24 protein-coding genes are annotated in these 26962 nt (G+C 42.4%); 7 read left to right on the top strand and 17 right to left on the bottom strand.

The window, feature by feature from the left end:
• Position 1 precedes the first annotated feature (1 nt).
• Both JF50_RS04605 and JF50_RS04600 read right to left on the bottom strand, forming a co-directional pair.
• Positions 2-625 (bottom strand): LysE family translocator, encoded by a 624-nt coding sequence (locus JF50_RS04605; RefSeq protein ID WP_039608322.1) that lies wholly within the window; start codon positions 623-625, stop codon positions 2-4.
• Positions 618-1403 (bottom strand): hypothetical protein, encoded by a 786-nt coding sequence (locus JF50_RS04600; RefSeq protein ID WP_039608321.1) that lies wholly within the window; start codon positions 1401-1403, stop codon positions 618-620. The genes JF50_RS04605 and JF50_RS04600 overlap by 8 nt, the downstream gene beginning before the upstream one ends.
• 194 nt (positions 1404-1597) lie before the next feature.
• Here JF50_RS04600 and JF50_RS04595 point away from each other — a divergent pair, with 194 nt between their 5' ends.
• From JF50_RS04595 to JF50_RS04580, 5 genes are all read left to right on the top strand, one after another.
• Complete coding sequence (locus tag JF50_RS04595) at positions 1598-1927, top strand: 5-carboxymethyl-2-hydroxymuconate Delta-isomerase (RefSeq protein ID WP_039608320.1); 330 nt, start codon at positions 1598-1600, stop codon at positions 1925-1927.
• Between the two features lie 47 nt (positions 1928-1974).
• Positions 1975-2685, top strand: coding sequence for a 16S rRNA pseudouridine(516) synthase RsuA (rsuA, locus tag JF50_RS04590; RefSeq protein WP_039608319.1), 711 nt, complete (start codon positions 1975-1977; stop codon positions 2683-2685).
• A 147-nt stretch (positions 2686-2832) separates the two neighbouring features.
• Positions 2833-4464, top strand: coding sequence for a methyl-accepting chemotaxis protein (locus tag JF50_RS04585; protein ID WP_039608318.1), 1632 nt, complete (start codon positions 2833-2835; stop codon positions 4462-4464).
• 348 nt (positions 4465-4812) lie between these two features.
• Positions 4813-4968: a hypothetical protein gene (locus tag JF50_RS27115; protein WP_160290451.1), complete on the top strand. Its 156-nt coding sequence runs from the start codon at positions 4813-4815 to the stop codon at positions 4966-4968.
• Between the two features lie 25 nt (positions 4969-4993).
• Positions 4994-5608 (top strand): hypothetical protein, encoded by a 615-nt coding sequence (locus tag JF50_RS04580; protein ID WP_200890376.1) that lies wholly within the window; start codon positions 4994-4996, stop codon positions 5606-5608.
• Positions 5609-5614: 6 nt separating this feature from the next.
• Here the strand turns inward: JF50_RS04580 and JF50_RS04575 are convergent, their stop codons facing one another.
• The 8 genes from JF50_RS04575 to queA all read right to left on the bottom strand — a co-directional run bounded on the left by JF50_RS04575 (position 5615) and on the right by queA (position 14863).
• Positions 5615-6412, bottom strand: a complete 798-nt coding sequence (locus JF50_RS04575) for a substrate-binding periplasmic protein (RefSeq protein ID WP_235423397.1) — start codon at positions 6410-6412, stop codon at positions 5615-5617.
• A 215-nt stretch (positions 6413-6627) separates the two neighbouring features.
• Entirely contained in the window at positions 6628-8406 is a 1779-nt protein-coding gene (locus JF50_RS04570; protein WP_200890384.1) for a bifunctional diguanylate cyclase/phosphodiesterase, read from the bottom strand.
• A 193-nt stretch (positions 8407-8599) separates the two neighbouring features.
• Entirely contained in the window at positions 8600-9130 is a 531-nt protein-coding gene (locus JF50_RS04565; RefSeq protein ID WP_039608824.1) for a hypothetical protein, read from the bottom strand.
• 161 nt (positions 9131-9291) lie between these two features.
• On the bottom strand, positions 9292-10233 hold the full coding sequence (gene secF / locus JF50_RS04560) for a protein translocase subunit SecF (RefSeq protein ID WP_039608315.1): 942 nt from the start codon (positions 10231-10233) through the stop codon (positions 9292-9294).
• Positions 10234-10241: 8 nt separating this feature from the next.
• Complete coding sequence (secD, locus tag JF50_RS04555; protein WP_039608314.1) at positions 10242-12101, bottom strand: protein translocase subunit SecD; 1860 nt, start codon at positions 12099-12101, stop codon at positions 10242-10244.
• Between the two features lie 21 nt (positions 12102-12122).
• A complete protein-coding gene (gene yajC, locus JF50_RS04550; protein WP_039608313.1) occupies positions 12123-12461 on the bottom strand; it encodes a preprotein translocase subunit YajC in 339 nt (112 codons plus the stop codon).
• Between the two features lie 32 nt (positions 12462-12493).
• Positions 12494-13624 carry a tRNA guanosine(34) transglycosylase Tgt gene (gene tgt, locus JF50_RS04545; RefSeq protein WP_039608312.1) on the bottom strand — a complete coding sequence of 377 codons (1131 nt, stop codon included), beginning with the start codon at positions 13622-13624 and terminating at the stop codon, positions 12494-12496.
• 204 nt (positions 13625-13828) lie between these two features.
• A complete protein-coding gene (gene queA / locus JF50_RS04540; RefSeq protein WP_039608311.1) occupies positions 13829-14863 on the bottom strand; it encodes a tRNA preQ1(34) S-adenosylmethionine ribosyltransferase-isomerase QueA in 1035 nt (344 codons plus the stop codon).
• 269 nt (positions 14864-15132) lie between these two features.
• On the opposite strand from queA, the gene JF50_RS04535 reads away from it, so the two are divergent.
• Complete coding sequence (locus JF50_RS04535) at positions 15133-17640, top strand: EAL domain-containing protein (protein WP_039608310.1); 2508 nt, start codon at positions 15133-15135, stop codon at positions 17638-17640.
• 153 nt (positions 17641-17793) lie between these two features.
• Positions 17794-17991, top strand: a complete 198-nt coding sequence (locus JF50_RS27495) for a hypothetical protein (RefSeq protein ID WP_080760141.1) — start codon at positions 17794-17796, stop codon at positions 17989-17991.
• Between the two features lie 30 nt (positions 17992-18021).
• Here JF50_RS27495 and JF50_RS04530 read toward each other — a convergent pair whose 3' ends face one another.
• From JF50_RS04530 to JF50_RS04500, 7 genes are all read right to left on the bottom strand, one after another.
• Positions 18022-18927, bottom strand: a complete 906-nt coding sequence (locus JF50_RS04530; protein WP_039608823.1) for a hydrogen peroxide-inducible genes activator — start codon at positions 18925-18927, stop codon at positions 18022-18024.
• A gap of 74 nt (positions 18928-19001) precedes the next feature.
• Positions 19002-20270: an inorganic phosphate transporter gene (locus tag JF50_RS04525; protein ID WP_039608309.1), complete on the bottom strand. Its 1269-nt coding sequence runs from the start codon at positions 20268-20270 to the stop codon at positions 19002-19004.
• Positions 20271-20447: 177 nt separating this feature from the next.
• Positions 20448-21125 carry a TIGR00153 family protein gene (locus JF50_RS04520; RefSeq protein ID WP_039608308.1) on the bottom strand — a complete coding sequence of 226 codons (678 nt, stop codon included), beginning with the start codon at positions 21123-21125 and terminating at the stop codon, positions 20448-20450.
• A 131-nt stretch (positions 21126-21256) separates the two neighbouring features.
• Positions 21257-21958 carry a phosphate signaling complex protein PhoU gene (gene phoU, locus JF50_RS04515; RefSeq protein WP_039608307.1) on the bottom strand — a complete coding sequence of 234 codons (702 nt, stop codon included), beginning with the start codon at positions 21956-21958 and terminating at the stop codon, positions 21257-21259.
• Between the two features lie 68 nt (positions 21959-22026).
• Positions 22027-22854 carry a phosphate ABC transporter ATP-binding protein PstB gene (gene pstB / locus JF50_RS04510; RefSeq protein WP_039608306.1) on the bottom strand — a complete coding sequence of 276 codons (828 nt, stop codon included), beginning with the start codon at positions 22852-22854 and terminating at the stop codon, positions 22027-22029.
• A 29-nt stretch (positions 22855-22883) separates the two neighbouring features.
• Positions 22884-24533: a phosphate ABC transporter permease PstA gene (gene pstA / locus JF50_RS04505; protein WP_039608305.1), complete on the bottom strand. Its 1650-nt coding sequence runs from the start codon at positions 24531-24533 to the stop codon at positions 22884-22886.
• A 12-nt stretch (positions 24534-24545) separates the two neighbouring features.
• Positions 24546-26780, bottom strand: coding sequence for an ABC transporter permease subunit (locus JF50_RS04500; RefSeq protein WP_039608304.1), 2235 nt, complete (start codon positions 26778-26780; stop codon positions 24546-24548).
• Between the last annotated feature and the right edge of the window lie 182 nt (positions 26781-26962).

Genomic DNA, 26962 nt, shown 5'->3' with positions numbered 1-26962 from the left:
CCTATAAAACAACTCGCACAGCCAAAAGCAATAACACCACTCCAATACCACGGTCAAACCAATGTCCTGCACGATGGAAAAAACGTCGAACTTGAGGCTTAGACAAAACCACAGATAAGAAAGAAAACCAGATCCATGTCGCCATCGCCATGTACAACCCATAAAAAATTTGTACTGCCTGTGGTGTGTCTGGATCAATCATCAGGGTGAACAAGGAAAGGAAAAACAAGGTCGCTTTTGGATTAAGTGCGTTAACCAAGAAACCGCGTCGCAAGGCTTTAAAATCAGATTCAACTATCGACGCTGCTTGAATCGATTGCTCTGGATCTGTATTTTTCTTCGCGCGCAGTGCTTGCACACCCATAAACGCCAAATACGCGCCGGCTAAATATTTAAATAGGTTAAATAACTCCGGTGATTTAGACAATACAAGTGCCACTCCCAACAGGCAATATGAGACGTGGACAAAAATCCCCAAACCGACCCCAGCACTGGTAAACAAGGCATTTCTTCTGCCTTGCTGAACACTTTGTTTTAAAACTATAGCAAAATCAGGCCCTGGACTCGCGACCGCTAAAAAATGTGCGATCGCAATAATTAAAAACTCATCTAGATATTCAAGCACGACTTCTATCCTCAAGCGCCAAGAGCATAGGATCTGCCGATGTTTGTAATATCTTCTTTAACTGCTTCTGGGCTTTTTTGTACATGCCTTTTAGATGTGGTTTAAGGTGCTGCCCCCCTTTTTCATCTCCTTTTAAATAACAAACCAAAGCATGCAAAAATATGCTTTCCTGTTCACTGAGCGCCGCTTGTCGGTTCGCATATGGATTATAACAAGATCCGCACCCACCTCTGAAATGATAGGCGGTATTGCATATCATGGTGCCAAACCCCATAAATATAGCCAGCACATCAGCTGCAACAGGTAAGTTTTGTTGCCCGCCTGGTGGTAATTTGCCAACCTGATGAATCAGCATAAGCGCCATACTTCCCGCCATGCTGGCAACTAGATCCTGAGGTTGATTTATTTGATTAGGGTTGTAAGAAAGCTGCACGGGTAAACCTGGAGGATCCATGACAGTAACACTCTCTCCTCGTAACCCGCCAGCTAATGTAAAGTTTGGAAATGACTGCTGCATCGGCATCATATTCGGCGACGTCAGCGCTATCGGCCACTGCGTTAAACCGGCATAACTTCTTACTCTTTGAAAAACAGACTGTGCCATCTCTTCTACACTACTGACACGATCAGGGAAATATTGCTCAGTTGGCTGCACAACTTGAGTGTGTTTTAAAAAGTAGTCACTGTCAAAGTGTTCTACCGACCACAAAAACAGCTCGATCAGAGATTGTGATTCTGATGAGGCTAACAAGGGTTTAGATTTGAAAATAGATAACATGTATACATTCAACACAACAGTACATTAATAACCCAACACCTTAACAAGGGGCATTAAGCTAAAGCAAGGAAGCGAATGATAAAATACAATAATAGAGTGGCTTTTAATAATCCCATATCGAGGTCATTTGTTGCTTGGCTAAGTATGAGTAGCACACTATGATAGAGCTTTGGTAACACATAAAGGATACAAAAATGCCACATATCATCATCGAGCATTCCGACTCACTCAAAATCAGCCTCTCAGATTTAACCAATTCAATTCATCAAAGCACGATAGAGACCGGCTTATTTGACGAAAAGACGATAAAAACAAGGCGAATTGCATTTTCTGAGTCCATTATTGGCGATGGCAGACAAGACTTTGTACATATCCAAGTACATCTATTGACAGGAAGAACACAGCAACAAAAGCAACTACTCAGTGAAAAAATACTTTCTACACTACAAAAGCTACTGCCAGAGACGGTCAGCTTAAGTGTTCACCCCTATGATTTGGATCCTACTATTTATCGAAAAAATTAAATGATTCATAATATGGTTCTTTTCATACCAGCAGTAAGGTTAACCTAATGAAATTCCCATGCCGTATAGACAAATTTGTCAGTCACATAAATGAACTACCACGTAGTAAAGTAAAAATCTTAATCAAAAAAGGAGAAGTGACAATCAATGGCGTGGTTTCAAAGAAAAGTGACACCCAAATTAATGCTGAAGATCACATTGAAGTAAGTGGTAATAAACTGAAATATCTAGGAAAAAGATATTTCATGCTCAATAAGCCTCAAGGCTATGTCTGTGCCAATCATGATGAATTACACCCCACTGTTTTTGACTTGATTGATGAGCCGAACTTAAAAGATTTTCATGTCGCAGGCCGACTCGACATTGATACAACTGGGTTAGTACTGATCACCAATGATGGCGATTGGTCACATCAAATCACCTCCCCCAAAAAAGCCAAATTCAAAACATACCGTGTTGAAACAAAAGAAATAATTACGGAAGATTGTTTAGAACAATTGCGCCAAGGCGTAGCATTACATAATGAAAAACAACTCACCCGACCAGCACTAGCAGAGGCCTTGGATAAATACGCTCTCCAGCTATCTATTTGTGAAGGGAAATATCACCAAGTGAAGCGTATGCTTGCAGCAGTTGGCAATCATGTTATTGAATTGCATAGAGAAAAAATTAGTGAGATCGAACTGGATCCCACGCTTGCTATGGGTGAATATCGCGCCTTAACGCAACAAGAAGTCGACATAATCAATGCAAAATAGGTCGTGGTAGGGTCGTCATATGAGGAAAAATCATCTAATTTTTACTTATATACGGTTAAGCCCTACTTACATAGCGCGCTCAAACATGATAAATCATAAAGGTAAGAGTGCCATAAACTTTTAACTGACTCTGCTAAGGTGCATATTGTGTTTTCGACTCTGACTCTAAGATTAAAAATTATATTTTTTGCAGTAGCAATTTTTATCGCCTTAATTTCCGTTGCGGTGCTCGGGCTTCAATCACTGCGCCACGCCAGTGAAACAGATAATATTGCGCGTATCAACCAGCTAATGAAAAGTACGGTAAATATCGTCGAACAGTTTGAACAATTTGTGAAAGCTGGGGATTTATCCGAAGCCGACGCTAAAAAGTTAGCAGCCCAGATCCTTCGAGAAAACAAATACCATGACTCTGAATATGTCTACGTGGTCGATGAGCAGTTAAACTTTGTCGCCGCTCCTCATGATCCACAACTACACGGCACAAGCTTCAACGACTTCAAAGATGCTCAAGGAAACAGCATTGGAAGATTAGTCGAGCGCAAAGTGGGTAACAAAACCAATCGCATCATTACTTATCATTGGAACTCAGAAAGAAATGGTGAAGTTGTTGACCTAACCTCCGTGGTGCAAAAAACATCTTTATTTGGCTGGTATGTCGGTACGGGGATCAGTTACAAAGAAGTCGATGAAAGATACTGGGAAACAGCTAGTTGGTTATTAACCTTCTCTCTTTTTATCGCAGTTGCACTGACCTTCACGGTAACGCGATACGGTCTATCACTCTCAAATAAGCTCGGTGCAGAGCTCAATGATGTACTGGATATCGTTAGACACGTCTCACATGGCAATCTCACGTCACGCATTGATACCTCAAATGCTAAAGACTACAGCATTATGGCCGCGATGCACTACATGCAAGATGGCTTAAAAGGGGTTGTAAGTGGTTTGATGACTGTTAGCGATAAATTAAAAGAGCAAAGCTATGATGGCGAGGCCCGCTCAAATGACTTGGAAAGCTTAACGTTAAGCCTAAGTGAAGAAACACAGATGGTGGCTTCGGCTATCACAGAACTCACCGCCTCTGCTCAAACAGTAGTTGAACATGCCGAGCAAGCTGCTTTCTCTGTGCAAGAAGCTGAGAACCAAGGTCAAAATGCCGATAGGCTGACATCCAATGCAAGTGAGGCAATTGCCCTACTGGAGCAGCAGATTGACAGTGCTGGCAATAATATTCAAGCATTAGATGAAGAGGTGAATAACATTGCTAATGTGCTGAGTGTCATACAAAGCATTGCTGAGCAAACTAATTTACTTGCACTCAATGCAGCAATAGAAGCAGCCCGAGCAGGTGAACAAGGCCGAGGTTTTGCCGTCGTTGCCGACGAAGTCCGTCAGTTGGCTCAGCGGACACAATCAAGTACTGAAGAAATTCATACGATGATAGGTAACTTGCAAGCGGCGACCCAAGAAGCGAAATCCTCCGTTTCATTGAGCATTGCAACCAGCGAAAAAACAGTAACCATGTCAAATGAAGCCAGTGAGGCTCTGCGTAGTGTCGCCACGTCATTAAGTGCGATTTCGCAGATGAGTGACCAAATCGCCCTCGCAGCAAAAGAGCAATTAACTGCTGGGGAAGATACAGCAAAAAGAGTTGTGATTATATCGGATACTGCATCTCAAACAGCCAGTGTATCGCAGCAAACTCATACCGCAACTGACAGCATTAAGGCGCAAGCAGCCCAGTTAGAAAGTGAAATGGCTAAATTTAAGCTTTAATATCACTGAATTATCATTAAACAACTTTCCAAAATAGAATAGGGACACTTACCCTTTTCTATTTTGGGTAATTTTTTTCACAAATTGGCCTGAATTTAGCATCTTATTTTTTTGTAAAAAAATGTTTAACTCTAAATTATTTGGTGTTAAATTCATTGAGTCAGCCATATAAAAACTACCGTAAAGTACGAGAAAATACATTGAAGTTGGTTCTTTTTAATTATTCTGGCGACACTTCCTTCTGGTAAAGCAGTTAAGGCGATGCGTTGTGCCTTTTGCCATTGGAAATATGAGAATGTCTGACATTCATTTAGCTGACTAGACGATAATGAAATAAGGATAATCACTATGAAGATGATTGCTAACAAACAATGCCGTTTAATTACAGGCGGTTCAGGTTTATTAGGTCCAGCGGACCCTTTTTCAGTAGGGAGAAAGTCCCAACAAAGCATGCTTGTTGCAAACTCCAGTTCAGGGCAAGTAAAGCCCGAACAAAGATCTTAATTTGTTTCTAAAATAAGCATTATTTATGGCAAAACAGTTTGCATTCAAAGATTTACTACTACCATATGTAGTAATGGTAGTGGTGATCTTTATAATCCAAGACGCGACTTATTTCTTTTTTCTAGCCTACATTTCCATTATTTCATTAGTATTTTTGATTGGGCACAGACTAAGGGATGTCAATATATGTTCCATTGCATTTATTGCTATGATCCCCGTGTTATTTGAAAACATTATTTTTACTACCGGATTGATTAGCTTAGTTTCAACACCTGGAGATCGCTTGATCCAAAATAGTTTAATTTATGGTGTTCATTTACTCAAAGAGCTGATCATTTTAGTCCCTCTCACATATCGAGTAGAGATCTCTAAGCGATTATTTCCAAAACATAAAATTAAGTACACGTTCGCAGATAGCATTTTGCCTTGGCTATGCCTAATTAGCGCTGCAATGAGCTTTTTCGCACTGATTGAGAACTATATACGCAACGGTAAAGGGTATGACATGACCTTTTTCTATTATGCATTTGATGTAACAGGATACTTAAACTATTCAATATTCTGTGGTGTGTTAGTCGTCCTTACTTTCCTAACTTATAAAGAAGCTTACGACTTTAAAGTGCCTTCAATCAGACGCTAAAAGGGGTTATTCAAACGGGTTCGATAAGGGCAACATATGGCTATTAGCCAACATATCTAAGTCAAAGTAACGGCGTAATAGTGTATTATACGCGCCATTGCTTTTTAGCTTAGACAAACCGATTTCGAGTTTCTCCGCAAGTTCTACTTTATCTTTGTTTACAAAAAAGTAGAATCTTGCTGGATAAGACAAATAATAATCCGGCACTATCATTAACTCAGCGTTGTTTTGATTAATGATTTCTGACTGCGCTTCGACAATAGACCGTGGAAAATAATCTGCTTTTTGCCCCGTCACCATATCGAACATCGCTTGATAATTAACGATGGGCTTAACGTTCAAGCCATTGCTAGAGAGAATTTTTGTGTCTGGCCAGTCATGTCCTTGCACTGCGGTGAATCGACTCAATTGTTGTAATTCAGTCACACGCTTAAAGCGCTCATATTGCGCTTTGTGAATGATCAGCACCCGTTTACCTATCAACCCATCAAATAATGGGAATTTAACGGCGATAGCGAGTTTTTCTCTCGCAGGGCTAGTCATGCTCCAGTGTAAATCAACTTGTCCTTTACTGAGTGCCATAAGGGTACGCTGTTGATGTGGATGAACTTTAACATGCTCAATATTTACGTCGTAATCAGCCGCATTTAGCGCTTGCTGCAATAGCTCATAGAGGAATAAATCACGATCATAAAGTGGTCGCTGTTCTTTCGCTACGTAAATGGTTTTTTTTACTTCGTCTTTAGCATGGCCAACCCACCCTAAAGTTAACAAGCACAACCCTATGAAATATTTGATCATCATGTTCCCCACACTTGCTAAGTTGCTCGGTAATTACGACGTTATTAATTACTATATATTCACTTAGCCAGAATTTCTCTTCGCCTTAAGTATATATATTTCACAATTTATATTCTTAAAGCAATAAGGTTGCGCTCGGAAACCAAATTAGTTGCAAAAATCGCACAAGTTATTCTCAATGGGTTAAATACCCATACAAGTTACACCCTAATGGTTAATCAACTTTGATTGGCTGCCGTTTCAAGCCTCACCATTGGCGCACTGGGTTTTCGCCTATTACACACAAACAAATAGCTATTGCGATAGCGCTTTGCTTCTTTTTTCGCATCCGTTGCCAGTGCTGCTACCTGATGACTATTCTTACATGACTCAACATCTGGACTTACTAGGCCAATAGATAACGTTAGCAAGGGTACAAACTGTTTTTGTCCTTCCCTATTCGTGGCCCAGTACCCGCCAGATGCAACATGCTCAGGGGTAAACAATGATTTAGATCTTGCCTCAAACTGTTCAATTATCTGGTGACAAAGGGACTCTGCATCAGCGTGATCAAACACAACCATAAAATCATCACCGCCTATATGACCAACAAAGCACTGACTATGCTGACATACTTGCAACGTGACATCCGCTAATAATTTAATGACACTATCTCCACTGGCGTATCCATAGAGATCGTTAAATTGCTTAAAATGGTTAAGATCAACGTAAGCCAGTGAAAATTTATGCTTTGCGCGTAGTCGTTGCTCAATTGCTTCATTGATAGCAACATTGCCTGGTAGCATAGTAAGCGGGTTCGCATGCTGGGCATGGCGTATTTTATCTTCGGTAATGTGTTTGAGAATATCTCTAAGCGGGGCCAAGCCTATATACTCCCCGTCTTTAGTGATCACAATATGCCGTCTGATATCAAACTCATTTTCCGTGATCAGTTGACTAACAAAGTCCAACTGTTGTTGCTCATCGACAATCAAAGGCTGTTTATCCATAAGCTTTACAACCGACTTCTTATCAAACAAAGCATGGCCATAGGGTGCAGCAAACACTTCAGTAAGCTGATCTCTATGCAATAACCCCACAGGTTGCTGCAAGTCATTCAGCACAGCAATGCTAGTGAGGCCTTTATTTTGCTCAAAGCGGCGGTGAGCATCCAAGCATTGTGTACTCATATGAATTGCGGGTACGTCATGAGCAAGCCAACCGATGGCCATTGATTGCTCAAACTTATCCGAAGCCAGCTCCGACTGAATTTGCACGGTCAGGATCTCGCTGGGATTCATGAGTAATTCACTCGATTCACAACTGGGTCTAGCTAGCAAGAAACCTTGCGCATTCACTATTCCCATTTTTTTAAGTAGCTTTAACTCTTCTGCACGTTCAATACCCTCAGCAATCACCGCGGTATTGGTCGCTTTAGCCAGCTCAATAATGGATTTGAGAAACTCTCTTTTTACAATGCTTTGGTCGCAATAATCGATGAAATAACGGTCCACCTTCACATAGTCAGGGCAAAGTTCTGACCACTGTTTCAGCCCAGAATAACCCGCCCCCAGATCATCGATTGCGATTTGAAAACCCAATTGACGATAGTGAGAAATCGTTTTCAACAATAAAAAGCCATCATCCACTTTATCTTGCTCAGTTACCTCAATCACCACCCGACTGCTGTTCAAACCAGCCTCTTCGATCAAGTGTAGCGTCTCACCTTTTGGATGATGAGGGTCAAGTAGTGCCTTAGGGCTAACATTAAGGAATAGTTTTCCGGGTAAATTCAATGCAGCAAACTGTGCAATGGCTTTTTTACGACAAAGTAGTTCCAGTTCAGATAGTCGGTCATATTTACTGGCAGCAGCAAACATTTTATCTGGCTGTACCAATTCATTGTTTACACTGCCGCGACTCAATGCCTCAAAGCCAAGTATCTGTTCTTTTGCAATATCAAAAATGGGTTGAAACATTGGATATACAGCTTCATTTAGCAAAATGTCATCCAACATGACGTATAAGGAGTCCACTGAAACAACCAAACTCAATTCAAGTGTTTAATAATCGAGCAAAATATCAAAGATTTATGACAGTTAGATTGCAATCTAATGGAAATTCCCAATATTGGGGATAAATAGGAAGAGAATTGGTAGATAAAAATGCAAGGAAAGAGATGAAAACAGTGTTTCCACCTCTGTAATCAGCTTATTTCAGTGCCATTTCAACTTGGCCAAAATGTGCAATCACTTCAACAATTTCAAGTTCAGCATCTTCATAGTGCGTTTTCTCAGTGAAGCCAAGTTTAGCAATTGCCTGCACGGTCGCAGGGTGAACCAGTAAGTCTTTCGCATGATAACAAACAGGATCGCTGTACTCTGGTAATTTACCGTCTTCATGGTAACCAGACTCAATCTCTGCTAGCGGTAGCGTAGGAATAATATCGGCGGCTTTATCCAGTGCATCTAGGTAGTCTTTACACTGAGGGTACTTAGTAACAAAATCAGCCAGTAAATCACGCGAGGTAGCCACTAACTTTGCAGACTCTTGCTCAAGATCCGAAGCAGATTTGTGTTCTCTGATATTGGCGAGCAATGAAGTTGCCTGAGTTTTATATTCACCTAGCGCGTTATCACTTGCAGTTGCTTGTGTTTCAGGCTTAGCCGCTTGCGTGCTTGGTTGTTCTGAACATGCAAATAGCGCCAATGCTGCGCATGCAATTCCTAGCTGTTTATACATATAATCCTCAAAATCATTATTATTGATAACAATTCTCATTATACAGTCTTGTCATCATTTTGAAACAGAAAAGGCCACAATAAATGTGGCCTTTTTGATTCAGATCGAAAATTGAATTGTGCGTTCACGCTCAGCTAACAAGCGTAACTGAGTGCACAGATTTAAGGCATTGCGTCTAAATCTGCACCTTCTTTTTCAACTTCAACTGGGATCAGGTCTTCTTTGCTTACACCCATTGCAACCGCAACAGAGCTCGCAACATACACTGACGAATAAGTACCAATGAAAACACCAAATAGTAAAGCTGTCGCAAAACCGTGGATGGTTTGACCACCCCATACAAATAGTGCAATTAATACTAGAATCGTTGTGATCGAGGTAACAAGCGTACGGTTCATCGTTTGTGTCAATGAGATATTGATGATTTCAAGCGTGTCATCAATACGCACTTTACGGAAGTTTTCTCGAATACGGTCAGATACAACAATGGTATCATTCAGTGAGTAACCTATTACCGCCAACACTGCCGCCAAAATGGTCAAATCAAATTCAAGCTCAAGTAGAGAGAACAGACCCATCGTTAAGATCACATCATGGAAAAGGGCCGCAACAGCACCAACGGCAAAACGCCATTCAAAACGAAATGCTACGTAGACCAAAATACACAGCAGTGCAGTCAACATAGCCAAGCCGCCATCTTCCTTTAGATCTTCACCCACACTTGGGCCAACGAACTCAATTCGACGCATTTCAACACTGCTATCAGCCAGTTTAAGTGCATCAATTAATTGGTTACCTATGGTCTCAGCTTTAGCATCGTCACGAGGGGCGATACGTACCAAGACTTCTTGGCTTGAGCCAAATAAAGTGACCGCAGCATCAGCAAAGCCGTTCTCCGCCAACACTTTACGGATTTTAGGTAAATCCGCAGGTTGTGAGAACCCTACTTCAACGGCTGTGCCCCCCGTAAAATCTAGGCCAAAGTTTAAACCTTTGACCATAAACGATGCGATAGACGCCAAGATCAAGAACGCTGAAAATGCCATCGACAACTTTCTTGCCGACATGAAGCGAATAGTGCTCGATAATTTTAATAATTGCATGCTCGCTCCTATATCGACAGTTTGTTGATGCGTTTACCGCCAATGAACGCGTTGATCACGGCACGTGTACCAATGATCGCAGTAAACATTGAGGTTAAAATACCGATCGCAAGGGTTACAGCAAAGCCAGCAATCGGGCCTGTGCCGACCGAGAACAAGATAACCGCTGCAATGAGTGTTGTAATGTTCGCATCAAAAATTGTACTGAATGCACTGTCATAACCATAATGAACCGCTTGTTGAGGGCTTCTGCCATCAGCGAGTTCTTCACGGATACGTTCAAAGATAAGTACGTTTGCGTCAACCGCCATACCTACGGTTAATACAATACCCGCAATACCAGGTAGGGTCAGCGTCGCGCCGCTGATCATCGACATTACACCAACAATCATCACCAAGTTGGCCGCAAGCGCTAGGTTCGCAACAATGCCAAAGCCCTTGTAGTACATCAGCATGAAACCAAGCACAAATGCGAAGCCTAGTACCACCGCAGTCATACCCGCTTCGATATTTTCTTGACCCAAGCTTGGACCGACCGTGCGCTCTTCCACAATTTGAATAGGCGCAACCAATGCACCAGCTCTTAGCAATAAGCTCAGGTTATGTGCTTCAGCCGGATTATCAATGCCAGTAATACGGAATGAGTTGTTCAAACGAGACTGAATTGTCGCGACGTTAATGACTTCTTCCACCTTGATAGGTGGTAGCGCTTTGCCATTCTCATCGACTTTGCCAGACGGCTTGTATTCAATAAATACCGTTGCCATGCTCTTACCAACCGCGCGTTTGGTAAAGGCACTCATCTTAGCGCCACCTTTGCTGTCAAGATTAATACTTACTTGCGGGCGTTGATATTCATCCATACCCGATTGTGCACCGGTTATGTGCGAGCCAGATAAGATAATACGCTTTTTCAATACAACAGGGTAACCGTCTTTGTGATACAGCACTTCACTGCCCGCAGGTATACGGCCTTGCGACGCTGCGCGTGAATCCGCTTTATCGTCCACTTCACGGAACTCCAGTGTCGCGGTTGCACCTAAAATTTCTTTTGCGCGCGCCGTGTCTTGTACACCAGGTAATTGTACGATGATGCGCTCAGCACCCTGTCTTTGTACATTTGGCTCAGCAACACCTAACTGGTTGATACGATTACGAATAATGGTTTCATTCTGCTTGATAGCATAATCACGTAATTCACGCTGCTTCAAGTCACTTAAACTTGAATAGAATGCGAGTTCATTACTGCTGTCGTTGATAAACACATTGCCAGGGTAACGCTTTTTCAAAAAGCGCTCAGCGGCTTTTTTGTCTTCCACAGAGCGCATCACCACCTGAATGCGCTCACTATTGGCAACTTGACGAATAGAACGATAACGCAACTTCTCACCACGCAAGTCGCTCTTGTAATCTTGTTCCATCTGCTCAAGCGCTTTTTCCATTGCCGTCGCCATGTCAACTTCCATTGTGAAGTGAACACCACCACTGAGATCCAGACCCAACTTCATTGGGTTTGCACCAATGCTCTTGAGCCAATCCGGTTGTGCTGGAGACATGTTAATAGCAGAAATGTAGTCTTCGCTCAGTGAGCCACGCAGGATATCCTGTGCTTTAAGCTGATCTTCTACATTCTTGAAGCGAATGAGAACCTGCCCTTCTTCTAGGACAGCAGATTTGATAGGTAGATTATTGTCTTGAAGTGTTTTATTTGCTTGATCAAGCACGCTTAAATCGGCGCTGGCCCCTTTCTTACCTGAAATCTGTATGGCCGGATCCCGACCATACATATTAGGGGTGGCATAAAGAATGCCAACGGCCAAAACAGCGAGCACAAGCAAGTATTTCCACATTGGATACTTGTTTAGCACTGGATTATCCCTTTGTTATTGTTATAGCGACTTCATTGTACCTTTAGGTAAAACTGCTGCCACTGCTGACTTCTGTACTGTTACTTCAACTTGATCATTCAAGGCAATTACCACGAAATCTTTGTCTTCAGCAACCTTCGAAACTTTACCCACTAGACCACCTGACGTAAGGATCTCATCGCCTTTGCCAAGTGCACCCATTAGGTCTTTATGCTCTTTAACACGCTTAGCTTGCGGGCGGTAAATTAAGAAATAAAATACCAAACCGAAAATAGCCAACATGATAAGCATTTCCATACCGCCACCTGCTGGTGCGGCTGCCGCTGTACTTGCATGGGCGCTAGATATAAATAAGCTCATTGCTTTTCCTCATTTAATTTTTATAAAAAAGTTTATTCTGCTTCTACGTCGGCAAGTGGCGGCACTGGCAGCCCTCTGCGCTCATAAAAGTCAGCGACAAATTCATCAAATGTCCCTTCTGATAGGGCATTTCTCATACCTTCCATTAAACGCTGGTAATAACGTAAGTTATGGATGGTATTTAAACGCGCACCTAAAATCTCATTACACTTATCTAAGTGATGCAGATACGCACGTGAATAATTTTTACATGTGTGGCAATCACACTCCGCATCTAGCGGGCTTGTATCTGTTTTGTGAACAGCATTACGGATTTTAATCACACCATCGGTAACAAACAAGTGTCCATTTCGTGCATTACGCGTTGGCATCACACAATCGAACATATCGATACCGCGACGAACGGCTTCTACCAAGTCTTCTGGCTTGCCAACGCCCATCAAGTAACGCGGCTTTTGCTCTGGCATTTTGTACGCGCAATGGTCAAGGATTTTAACCATTTCTTCTTTTGGTTCACCAACCGATAAGCCACCTAAGGCATAGCCATCAAAACCGATGTCTTCTAACCCTTTTTGCGATTCAGCACGTAATTCAGGGTACATACCACCTTGAATAATGCCAAACAACGCAGACGGATTATCACCATGCGCCTCTTTTGAGCGTTTTGCCCAACGAAGCGATAGCTCCATAGAATCTTTTGCTTCTTTTTCCGTTGCAGGATACGGTGTACATTCGTCAAAAATCATGACGATATCAGAGCCTAAATCACGTTGTACTTCCATTGCTTTTTCAGGAGACAACATAATTTTTTCACCGTTTACAGGTGACTTAAACAATACACCTTCTTCAGATATCTTTCGCATCGCACCTAGGCTAAATACCTGGAAACCGCCTGAGTCTGTCAAAATGGGCTTATCCCAGTTCATGAAATCATGCAGATCGCCATGCTGTTTAATAATCTCGGTACCTGGGCGTAACATCAGGTGAAATGTGTTACCCAAGCAAATGTGTGCACCAGTGTCTTTTAGCTCATCTGGCGTCATACCTTTTACTGTGCCGTAAGTACCTACAGGCATAAACGCGGGTGTTTCAACCACACCACGATCAAATACTAAGCGTCCGCGGCGTGCTTTGCCATGCGTACAATCTAATTCAAATTTCATAACTACCTCGTGTCGGAAAAACAGTCCAACAAAACTCAACCGATGGTCCAAATCCATAAATGGGCCATGTAAACTGTCAGATTCTATCAATAAAGCCCGAGCAATTCTAATATTGGGGCTAAAAAGGAATAAATAAAGTCACAATCAAAAAAGTTGAGTGTAAATATAAAAAAACCGGCATTTAGCCGGTCTTAAAATTCTATATTACTGTTTTTTAGTTAAAAACATTGCATCGCCATAACTAAAGAAGCGATACTTCTGCTCAATTGCTTCATGGTAAGCGTTCATGATGTGTGCTTGCCCTGAAAAGGCACTCACAAGCATAATTAATGTTGACTCAGGTAAATGGAAGTTGGTGATCATCACATCAACAACATTAAACTGATAACCCGGATAAATAAAAATGTCCGTATCACCATAGAAAGTCTTTAACTCTCCACCGTGAACCTTTGCAGCAGACTCTAAAGAGCGGACCGACGTTGTACCAACCGCGATAACACGGCCTCCACGTTGCTTACACTTAGTCACAGCATCCACAACTTCATCAGGTACCTCGATATATTCAGAGTGCATGTGATGATCATTCACATCATCAACACGGACTGGCTGAAAAGTACCAGCACCAACATGTAAGGTCACAAAGGCCATTTCAACGCCTTTGTCTTTGAGCTGAGCCATAAGTGCATCGTCAAAGTGCAGGCCCGCTGTTGGTGCCGCTACCGCGCCTGGCTTTTCTCCATACACGGTCTGATAACGCTCTTTATCACCCTCTTCATCTGGGCGATCGATATAAGGCGGCAATGGCATGTGGCCAATTTCGTCCAAAATACTCAATACCGAGTGCTCACCTTTAAACGCTAATTCAAACAATTCGCCGTGGCGTGCAACCATGGTTGCTTGTGCTTTGTCTTCAAGGATCAATTCGGCACCTGGCTTTGGTGACTTACTTGAACGCACATGTGCAAGTACACGGTGTTCATCTAAAATACGCTCGACCAAGACTTCAACTTTACCGCCCGTTGACTTCTGACCAAACATGCGAGCTGGAATAACCTTGGTATTATTAAAAATGATCAAATCTTCAGGTTCAATCAGATCAATAATATCCTTAAATACTTTATGCTCTAAATCACCATTAGTGCCATTCAATGTTAAAAGGCGGCTACTCGAACGCTCCGCTTTGGGGTGGCGGGCGATCAATTCATCAGGAAGTTCAAAATTAAAGTCAGCAACGCGCATATAAGACCTCATATTCGTGCAATTAGGCGGCAAGTCTAGTGCTGCGAGATAATGAAATCAAGCAACAAGCTTGATCTATTCATACTTTTTCACCTCTTGTCAGCGGTGCTAAATAGCTTTACTCTACTGGCTACTTTGCTTGTATTCATTCTTTTAAATGCAAAACTTGCTCTTCAGGTATATTGAGTAAAAAGCAATATAAAACATGCAAATAACGATGAATGTGCACTATCTAAATACTTAAAACATGGGTTTGGGGTCGTAACACCATGGCTAAACAGCTTACTTTATTACTTGTCAATGCCGATCATGGTGAGCGTCAAACCGTAATAAGAACGTTACAAAAGCTCAATGTATTTCAAATAATAGAACTCAGTGATACACAAGAAGCCCTGCAGTTATTAAAACAACGCGCCGTTGACTTAGTCATTAGTGGTCTCAATGTGGGGAAAATAGATGGCTGGCGGTTTTCTCGCATGATCCGTTCAGGGCTATTAAAAACCCCAAAAAACACCCCTATTGTATTGATCCCACCGACATACTGTGAGCGCATTGCGGAAACTACCGCGCGAAGTTACAGTATTGATGCCGTGCTGCCGCTAGAAAGACATGATGTATTGCCTCAGGTCTTGGCCAATGTTTTATCGACACATTTGGAAAAAAGCAGCCGCCTTAATTTACTGCTGTTGGAGCCAAATGGGAAAAAAGCAGACGATATTAGCGATCATCTTGCTTTGAGCTTCAGCTGCAATACTGTTTCGACGGAAAATGCAGCGCTCTCCGAGTTTTTACAAAACGATTACTCCATCGTCTTACTGGACGCAACATCTACGCGTGCAGAAACAACTAAAGAACTCGTTGCAAACATACTTCAACACAAACCAAGCCAAGCTATCGTAACAATAATCGACAATCGAAACGCTGATTACGCCGAGCAACTCTTACTACTGGGGGTCACAGATTTTATTCGCGCCCCTTATAATTTATCGCTATTGAGTAAGGTGTGTGACCATGCCGCGAGGCGTGAAGACTTTATGGTCAGCTACGCTGAGTTTGCTAATAAAGTGGAGCAGCTAAGTCGAAGAGAACAGAGTTACAAAGAGCTTTTCTCTGCACACCAGCGTATTTTACTGCATTTAAATACCGTTGTACTAGAACTGGATGCTGTGGGCTGTATTCGTTTTATTAATCCTGCATGGGAACAATTAACAGGTCATAAGCTCAAATCCACACTTGCAACCCAACTGTGTGACTATGTGCATCCCGATTACTTAACCAGTTTGCATACAGCCATAGAGGATGTACTCAATGGATCACATGCTTCAACAGTCGAGCTCCAGCTGAGTCATCATTCAGGTACTTCTATTTGGGTTGAGTGCCGTTTTCAGCTCATAAAAAATCAAACGAATAATGCGTCGATCACGGCGACGATTGACAACATACATGAGCGTAAAGAAGCCGAATTACAATTGCGACACTTAGCGTTACATGACACTCTGACAGGCCTGCATAACCGTTATTATTTTGATCAGCAGCTTAACCTCTTTTGTAAAGAAGCCAAGCACAACCTCGATACCGAACATGCGCTGATTTATATCGATTTAGACCACTTTAAAATCATTAATGACAGTAAAGGCCATCAACAAGGTGACATTGTCCTGCAAGAAGTTGCACAGCTATTTAGAGCACATATTTCACAAGAGCACCTGATATTTAGAATTGGCGGGGATGAGTTTGCTATTTTACTCAAGCACACCCGCTTGCTCGATGCCCATATGATGGCCGAGAGCATTTGTAGTGCGATTGAAAACCACCAGTTTCACTCTGAGGAAGCCAGTTATACAATTAGCTGCTCGATTGGCTTAACCCTTATATCAGCAGTGAATTGCGACCCGAATGAATGCTTGAAACAATCGGACATCGCATTGTACATAGCAAAAAACCTAGGCCGAAACCTCGTTCATTGCTACACCAAAGAAGATGCTAAAAACAGCACCTTACAGACAGGGTTAGAATGGGGACACAGCGTTCGAGAAGCGCTGAAAAACAATCAATTTGAACTTCACTATCAACCTATCTGGGACTTTAAAAACAGCCAAATCGCTTATTTTGAAGCGCTGCTTCGCCTAGTCATTGATGATAAAATCATATATCCAAATCAGTTTATTCCTGCCTTGGAATTACTTAATGATACTTTTTTAATGGATCAGTCCGTCATCAAAGAAAGTATCCGTGCGGTATCTAAACACCCAGAGCTACATCAGATATCAGTAAACTTGTCGGCCCAGTCATTTCTAGATGAGCGACTGATGCCACATATCCAAACTTGCCTGCGCGATTTTCAAGTTCCAGCACACTGCATTATTTTCGAGATCACAGAATCTGCAAGCATCAACAATTTAAGTGCCACGCAAGCGATGATTACACAGCTTAATCAGCTGGGGTGTCATTTTTCTATTGATGATTTTGGCACCGGTTTTAGTACATTTAGCTATCTTAAACAATTGCCAGCTCAGCATGTAAAGATAGATGGCTCCTTTGTCCGAGATATGCTCAACGACCCAATTGATCTTGCGCTAGTAAAAGCGGTCAACGATATTAGCCACTCTTTAGACAAATGCTCTGTGGCAGAGTATGTTGAAAGTAAAGAAATTTTTGATGAGCTTCAAAGAATAGGCGTCGACTATGGACAAGGGTATTTCATCTCTAAGCCGCTTCCAATTGAGCAATTAAAAAATCAATTAAAAACTATTTTATCCCTAAAAACAGCATGCTAATCCAAATGGGGAAAAAAGTCGCTGCAGTCGACTAAAAACTCAACTATAATAAAACTTCGAAGTGAATGTCTTCTTTTTTTACTTATATGCTTATAAGTAGAAGACATACAATGGATTTGAGTACATCTCGTAATGGAATTCGGGGAGATAAGTATGTTTCAGTTTATTCTGTTTCTATCAATGGTACATTGTTTAATCACATTACAATGCTACCGCTGCGCCAAACAAAAAGGGTATCCAACTAAGCTGTTTACAGTATTAGGGTTTGTACCGTATTTCAACTTAGTGGTGTGGGTATACTTATTATTTCTACCCAATCTTATGTCACAGAGCAAGCTCAGTTCGACTTAAGCAATGATTTCATGCTACTCAAAAGCAGTGCTATTGGCACTGCTTTTTAATGAACTCTCCAACCTCGTTACTAAATAACCTGAAGTCTCGTATTCGCCCAGTGGTTTTGCGCCATAGCAAGCCTATTTCTCTATAAGCATTCGCTTGAGGCGACAAAGTCACCATAGGCTTTCCATCTAAGATACCTGCATTGAGTGCCATCTGAGGTAGAAAAGTCACCCCATTCTGATATTCAACCATGCTAAGTAACGTGTGTAAATTCGCAGCCTCAAATGGATTAATACACTCACTGCGAGTCAGGTTACATGCGCTCAGTGCATGCCCTGTCATACAGTGTTCGCGCTCGAGCAAAAATACACTGTCTTTAGGCAGCAAATTAAAGTCCTCTAATACTTCAGGGATAGCATAGTCTTCATGGTGAACCAATGAGAAATGGTCTTTGGTTAAAATCTGCGTATGAAACTTATCTGTTCTGTATGGCAGCGCCAATATGCCCATATCAATATGGCCATGCTCCAACTTATCGAGTAGCCTATCACTGGTATCCTCAACCAATACGAGTTGAAGGTTTGGGAAAACCTCTTGGCAGTACTGGTACAAGGGCGCAGCAATAAAGCTCGCAATCGTCGGGATTAACCCCAGTACAAGCTTGCCAGACAATGGGTTTTTAAAACTTTTCGTTAACTCAACAACGCTAATTGAATCATCAATGATTTTCTTCGCTCGCGCGACAACTTCTTCACCCACATCCGTAAACATGAGACTGCGATTTTCTCGCTCAATTAACTGGCAGCCAAGTGTTTCTTCTAAATTTTGAATCGCACTACTTAACGTCGACTGGCCAACAAAGCACGCCTCTGCCGCTCGACCAAAGTGCTGCTGCTGATGCACTGCAATTAGGTATTGTAATTGTTTTATACTTGGTAAGTTATTCACTAATAAACCCATAAATAAAAAGACCCCAACACCAATGATGCTGAGATCTTTTCAAGCTAAAAGTCTGATTTTTACTAAACGCCGAACACGCTTCTTAAAATATAGAATATAACAATAGCAAGGGCTGCGCCGACTGGCAATGTGATTACCCAAGAAACCACAATGTTTCTGATCACACCCATATTAAGTGCCGCGATACCACGGGCCATACCCACACCTAAAACGGCACCTACCAATGTTTGTGTCGTTGAAATAGGCAAACCAGTACCAGACGCAATAACTACCGTCGAGGCCGCCGCAAGCTCAGCTGCAAAACCACGGCTTGGTGTTAAATGCGTGATACCTTCACCAATAGTTTTAATTACTTTTTTACCTAATACCGCAAGACCAACAACGATACCTAAACCACCCAGCGGTAAAATCCACCATGCAAGCTCAGCTTTTTTCGCCATCTCACCGTTGTTTTCTACAATATTTACAACCGCAGCTAGTGGACCAATCGCATTGGCTACGTCATTTGAACCATGTGCAAACGCCATACAACACGCTGTTAGAACCATTAATACGGCAAACACTTTTTCAACATTATTAAATTGCATTTGCTTATCGGCATTTGGATCCATTTTCATGCGTGCAATAAACACTTTACCAATTAAGCCAATCAACACAGCGATACCAATTGCAAGTGCATAACCTTCAAAAGTACCTAAGTTAATACCAATGTGCTTCAAGCCTTTTTTGATAGTCACCAAAGACATGACAAAGCCGGCTAGACCCATGTAGAAAGGCACAAAACGCTTTGCGTTAGTGAGCGGTTTATCAGTATCAAAAATCAGCTTCTGTGCACTCATAAAGATAAGGTATGCAATGAAGCCTGAGATTGCAGGCGTTACAACCCAGCTACCTACGATGCCAGCTACTTTGCCCCACTGGATAGCTTCGCTACCTACAGCCACCAACGCAAAGCCGATAATCGCACCAATGATTGAATGCGTCGTAGATACCGGCCAGCCCAATGCTGACGCTAACAGCAACCAAGTACCTGCAGCAAATAGTGCCGAGATCATACCTAACACCATTAATTCAGGGATGTCAGCAAACGGGGCTGCATCAATGATCCCTTTGCGGATCGTCGACGTTACTTCACCGCCCGCAAGGTAAGCACCTGCGAACTCAAAAATCATCGCAATGATGATTGCCTGCTTGATTGTAAGGGCTTTTGACCCCACTGAAGTACCCATGGCGTTTGCAACATCGTTTGCACCAATACCATAAGCCATAAAGAAACCAACTGCCGCTGCGATGAGTACTAACATCGAGCCATGAGAAGCAATGATATCCATTGAAAAACCTTTAGTGTTTTTTAAACACTGATTATGTATTTATACGTTTATCTCTTCACACTCTTGATTATGAGAACACATATAAATAGCTATTAAACAAACACAACACCGCCGCTCTCTAGTCTAGCTTTGAGAGTAACAACGGCGTACTTCTTTATAAACTATCGCTGATAAAAATCAGCGTGCTAACATTACCTCGAGGCGAGCACCAACACGCTCAGCGATATCAGCTAATTCCCCTACCCATTCGATGATCTTGTATAAAAACATCACATCAACCGGATTAAGATCAGCTTCAACTTGACGAAGTTCTTGGCGAATTCTAATTTGCATGTCATCGGTATCTTGCTCAATGGCGTCAAGCTCACTCAACATTTTTTCGACTAATACAACTTCACGACCTCTGAAGCCTGTTTCTAACAGTTCATCCAGTTCGTTAATCGCTTTTGAGGCCTGTTTTGTCGCGTCTACACAACGGCTTAAATACGCAACAAACTCATTTTGAATAGATTCGGGGATCACCATTTCACGGCCAACGACTCGACCTGCGATATCTTTGGCTTTATTGGCGATTTTGTCTTGATGGGTAATAAGTTCCAGTAAATCAGTCCGTTCAACTGGCATAAATAGGCCGCGAGGCAGCTGAAGACGTACTTCTCGCTTAAGCGCATCGGCTTCACGTTCTAGGTTACGAATATTAACGCGAAGGGCATCCGCTTCAGTCCACTCCCCTTTGAAGACATGTTCAAAGAACGGGATCAAGCTTTCACTGGCTTGATGCACTATCTTAATGTGCTCTTCAATCGGCTTAATAGGAGATTTTGCAAAGACTCCTAAAAACGCATTACTAGGCATAACTGACCCTTAAATCATAATAATATGCATGTGCAGAGGCCAAGTTTACAGCATTAACCGAAATTGTGAACGATTTTTATCATGAACTTGGGATTAATCGTTCGATTTATTCCGATTAATCCCAGGTAAACCTATAAACTCTTTTCGATATCTTCTTGAGAAGTATGGCGAATATCTTTACCGTTTACAAAATAGATGACGTATTCCGCAATGTTTTGACAGCGATCGCCAATACGCTCTAGTGAACGAACTGACCAAACTAAGTCCATAATTTTTGGGATAGAGCGTGGATCTTCCATCATGTAAGTCATGATTTGGCGAGTAATTGCCTCATATTCTCTGTCTACTTTGGCATCTTCTTTGTGCACTTCGAATGCACGTTGTGCATCCATTCGCGCGAAAGAGTCCAACACGTCATGCAACATTTTAGATACTAGGCGACCCATGTTTTCTACGTTCACCAACAGGTGTTGTTGATCTTTGGTGAATGAATCAAGCGCGACTTTTGCGATACGTTCTGCTTCATCACCTATACGCTCTAAGTCAGCAATCGTTTTAGCAATGGCCACGACCAATCTTAAGTCACTGGCTGCTGGCTGTCTTTTAGCGATAATACGCGTACACTCTTCATCAATATTCACTTCCATCGCATTGACTTTGTAATCATTCTCACTGACTTTGCGTGCTTTGTCCGCATTGCTTGTGCTCACAGCATCTAGTGCAAGGTTCAGTTGCTGCTCAACCAATCCACCCATACTTAATACGTGATTTCTTACGTTTTCTAGCTCTTCATTAAAGCGGCCAGAGATATGCTTATTAATATTGTGTTCCATCTAAAACCCTACCTTTGAAAACAACCCCAACAAGTTGCCCAGTACATGGGCAACCACACTGTTATAAATTAACCGTAACGACCTGTGATGTAGTCTTCAGTTTTCTTCTTCGTCGGTGTTGTAAATAGTGTATTGGTATCTGAGTACTCAATAAGTTCGCCCATATACATGAAGGCTGTTTGATCAGATACACGTGCAGCTTGTTGCATGTTATGCGTAACAATAACAACAGTATACTTATCTTTTAAATCATTGATGAGTTCTTCGATAACCAGTGTAGAAATCGGGTCTAGTGCCGAGGTTGGCTCATCCAACAGTAATACTTCAGGCTCAATCGCAATTGAACGGGCAATAACAAGACGTTGTTGCTGACCGCCCGAGAGACCAAATGCACTGTCGTGAAGACGATCTTTCACTTCATCCCACAATGCTGCACCACGTAATGAACGTTCTACAACTTCATCCAGTTTACGCTTATCTTTAATACCTTGCAGGCGAAGGCCGTAAACAACATTCTCGTAAATAGACTTAGGGAAAGGGTTTGGTCTTTGGAATACCATACCCACGTTGCGTCGCAGTGCTGCAACATCAACGCTTTTATCATAGATATTTTGCCCCTGAAGGTTAATTTCACCTTCAATGCGACATGTATCAACTAAGTCATTCATCCGGTTGATACAACGTAACAACGTTGACTTACCGCAACCTGATGGACCGATAAACGCGGTTACTTGACCCTTTGGGATCAACATGTTGATTTTACTCAGAGCTTGTTTATCACCATAGTAAAGGTCAAGGTCTTTGATCTCTAAAGCGGTTTGCTCTGGGCTCAAGTTGGCAAGATCTAATTTCGTATTAGCATCTGCATTATTTACTTGTGGCGCTACTGTAATCATAAAAGGATACCTATTTCAAATCTGTACTATTAGTGCTCTAGAGCTCTGAATTTTTCGCGTAAGTGGTTACGAATGCCAATCGCTGTAATATTTAGCGCAATGATCACCGTAACAAGTAAGAAGGCGGTTGCATAGACCAATGGACGTGCCGCCTCAACATTTGGACTTTGGAAACCAACATCATAAATATGGAAACCTAAGTGCATAAACTTACGATCTAAATGAATATAAGGGAAGTTGCCGTCCAGTGGTAAGGTTGGTGCCATTTTAACCACGCCCACTAGCATCAGAGGTGCAACCTCACCCGCTGCACGCGCAACCGCTAAAATTAAACCGGTCATGATCGCAGGACTGGCCATTGGCACGATAATACGCCATAGCGTCTCCGCTTTTGTTGCACCCAGTGCTAATGAACCATGACGAACGGAACTTGGAATACGTGACAAACCTTCCTCTGTTGACACAATCACAACAGGTAATGTCAAAATAGCCAGTGTCAGTGCTGACCAAATTACCCCTGGCGTACCAAATACTGGACTTGGCGCAGCTTCTGGGTAGAACAATTGGTCGATAGAGCCACCAAGCATATACACAAAGAAACCTAAACCAAAAACACCGTATACAATAGATGGGACACCTGCCAAGTTAATCACCGCAATACGGATCATCTTAGTCACAGCGTTTTTCGCTGCATACTCGTGTAAGTAAATTGCTGCTACCACACCAAATGGCGTAACAATCACCGCCATCAACATCACCATGAAAACAGTACCGAAAATCGCAGGGAATACACCGCCCTCGGTATTCGCTTCACGTGGGTCGTCACTGATAAATTTACCTGTTTGTGAGAAGTAATGGCCAACTTTTGCAAAGAAGCCCATATTATTTGGGAACCACACATCCAGTACTTGGTAAAGAGGTAAAGTCACTTCTTCACCACGCATATCACGCACAACGACGTAGTCACGCTTTGCATCACCGCGCAGTTCAAACAAACGCTTTTCAAACACTTTGTAGTCTTCACGAAGCTGTGCACGCTGCGCTTCTAAGTCCGCTTTAACGTCTGCTGTTAGCTCATTATCAAGTTGATAACCACGCTCCTTTAAGCGCAATCTTTCAAGCTCATAGTTAATATGGCCAATATCGCCATTTTGAAGATCTAATGCTTCTTCATTTAAATCTACGGCACGTTCGACTAACTCTTCTAAACGCGCAACAGGGTTTTGCGAGACCACCTGACCATCTTCGATGACGCGAACGACATAACCATAAAAGTTACCGTTTTTACTACGTTCAAAAACCGCCATCTCTTCTGGCACTGATTGGCTTTGAATATCCGTGGTTAAAATCCAACGGAAATCTAGCTCAACAAACTCACGGTTACCGGTTTTAACTAGAAGGCGCTCTACATACTCGTCTTGATAATCTGACAAATCATACCCAGCAGCGACTAATCGCTCTTTAGGCACCATTTCACGGTCGTAGATTTCACCTATCACCGTTTGCTTCGCGACAGACCCTTCAAGCTCAAACTGCACAACTTCAGTTGGCCAAAAGAAGCTCAACCCTTTCCATGCGATCATTGCCAATAGGCCAATCACCGAGATTAAACTGATGCTAACTGCACCACCTGTCATCCAGATCCACGGAGATCCTGACTTAAACCATTGTCTTACCATGTCATCACTCCATTACATCGAGCTGTATTTATCACGTAACTGCTGGCGAACAAATTCAGCAACCGTGTTAAAGATAAATGTAAAAATAAACAGTACAAAAGCGGCTAAGAATAGAATTCGGTAGTGAGAACTACCCACTTCTGACTCCGGCATTTCCACAGCAATGTTTGCGGCAAGTGTACGCATACCTTGGAAGATACTCCAATCCATAATTGGCGTATTACCCGTTGCCATCAGTACAATCATGGTCTCACCCACAGCACGACCTAAGCCCATCATGACCGCTGAGAAAATACCTGGGCTCGCCGTCAATAGAACCACGCGAACCAGTGTCTGCCATTGTGTTGCACCCAATGCTAAGGAGCCGTTTGATAAATGCTTTGGCACGCTGAATACCGCATCTTCCGCAATAGAGAAAATAGTTGGAATAACCGCAAAGCCCATCGCTATCCCCACAACCAAAGAGTTACGTTGGTCGAACGTGAGGCCTAATTCATTAGTTAGATACTGACGAACATTGCCGCCAAACATCCACACTTCAATGCTGTCACTGATTGCAAAAGACAACCAACCGATGAAAAGCACAACAGGGATAAGTAATACTGAATGCCAACCATCTGGCAGCAAGTGACGGATCTGCTTCGGTAATTTAGTCCAACCAAACGCCGTCGCAAGGATAGAAATTGGCAACAATATCAGTAAGGCAACGATGGCCGGTAAATGCGCTTCAATCAGTGGCGCTAACCAAAGGCCTGCTAAAAATCCCAAGATCACGGTTGGTAAAGCTTCCATAATTTCGACGGTTGGTTTAACGACTCGGCGTAGCTCCGGCGACATGAAATAAGCGGTATAAATGGCTGCTGACAGCGCAATTGGTACTGCAAATAACATCGCATACATCGCCGCTTTGATCGTACCAAACGAGATAGGTACCAAAGAGAATTTAGACTCGAAATCATCACTTGCTGAAGTTGACTGCCAAGTATATGCAGGCTCAGGGTAACCTTCATACCACACTTCTTGCCACAATGCAGACCAAGTCACTTCAGGGTGTTCATTGTGAAGCTCAACGACGCTCAAAGTTTTGTCAGACAATATCAGCGCGGCATTGGCTCGAGGTGATACTGCAAATTGCTCAATCGCACCTTGAGTGACTTTACCTTGCCAAAGGTGCGCTTCACTGGTTGTGTAATACAAACCCAGTTCACCAGTATTGGTTGTCGTAAAGAAAGTGCGGCGATAAAACTCACTGAAAATATCGACCTGTGCACCCGCGATACTCTCAAATGCGCGGATCTTGGCAAACTGACGACCATTATCTGTATTCACTTCAAACCACTGAGATACTTCACCATTATCATTGCTGATCATCAGTGAATTAGCACCCGCTAACAAACTGATATTAACTAGGTTTGCATTTTCTTCGTTTGCGGCAAGCAACTGAATTTGCTCAACCTCATCGGCAAAGCGCGTATCAAATACATAAATCTGGTTTGCAGAGCGAATAAATACACGCGTCGTGTCTGGCGATATCAACATTTCGTCAATACGCCCTTCAATCGGTAATAAACTACGCTCAACTTGCCACTCTATTTCACCAGAAAACATATTCTCTTCTGCGCTGAATGAAGCAAAAATAACGCGCTTATCTTGCGTTTGTGCAATAACAGCCGTTTTATCTTCATAGTGACTAAATGCAAATTGCTTAATCGCTTGCGCTTGCTCATCGACCACCAGCTGAACGCCATCTAACGGATAACTCAAGCGTGGCTTCATCACTCGCTCATTGCCTGGGAATGAGATCAAAAAACTTGGCTTAACTAACTGAACTTGACCATTATCTAAGCCGTAGGCATATATCCCTAAAAAAGGTGCGCTCTGTGCAAAACTGCTTACCTGACCCGCTAAGTCAACAGGCAGTGAGCTAAGTAGCTCTCCGGTTTTATCGCCTTTAATCTGATAAAAATCAACTTGGCCTGTGCTATCTAGCAAATAAGCAATTTCAGTTTGCTCTTCCATACCTAGACCAAAATACGTTTTATCACTTTGAAGGGCTAATTCAGTACGTTTTGTCACATTTGCTGATTCAAAGATCGGCTGTACGACATAAAGTAAATAGAAGAAGATCAAGAGCAAAGCAACCAATACCATCACCCCACCCGAGGTAATGCCAAATTGGGCAAAGCGGTCTTTAAAGAGACGGCTTCTATCCGTTTTGAAGGACGGTTTTTGCGGATTGGAAGTCATCAAAACACCTTTTTATTATCAAGTTGCGGCGCATTATATTTCATCAAGATGACAGTTATGTTACATCAGGCGAGAGGAATGTGTCCCTTTTTTTAACTTTTAATACGTATTGGCAAATCGTATCTCAAATGCACCGCGTTTTCATTTGCATTTGTTTACAAAGCAAACGTCATCTCATTGGA

The sequence above is a fragment of the Pseudoalteromonas luteoviolacea genome, from assembly GCF_000814765.1.
Classification (GTDB): Bacteria; Pseudomonadota; Gammaproteobacteria; order Enterobacterales; family Alteromonadaceae; genus Pseudoalteromonas; species Pseudoalteromonas luteoviolacea_H.
The sequence above is the reverse complement of the archived record's forward strand: the minus strand, read 5'-3'. Positions and strand labels throughout refer to the sequence as shown.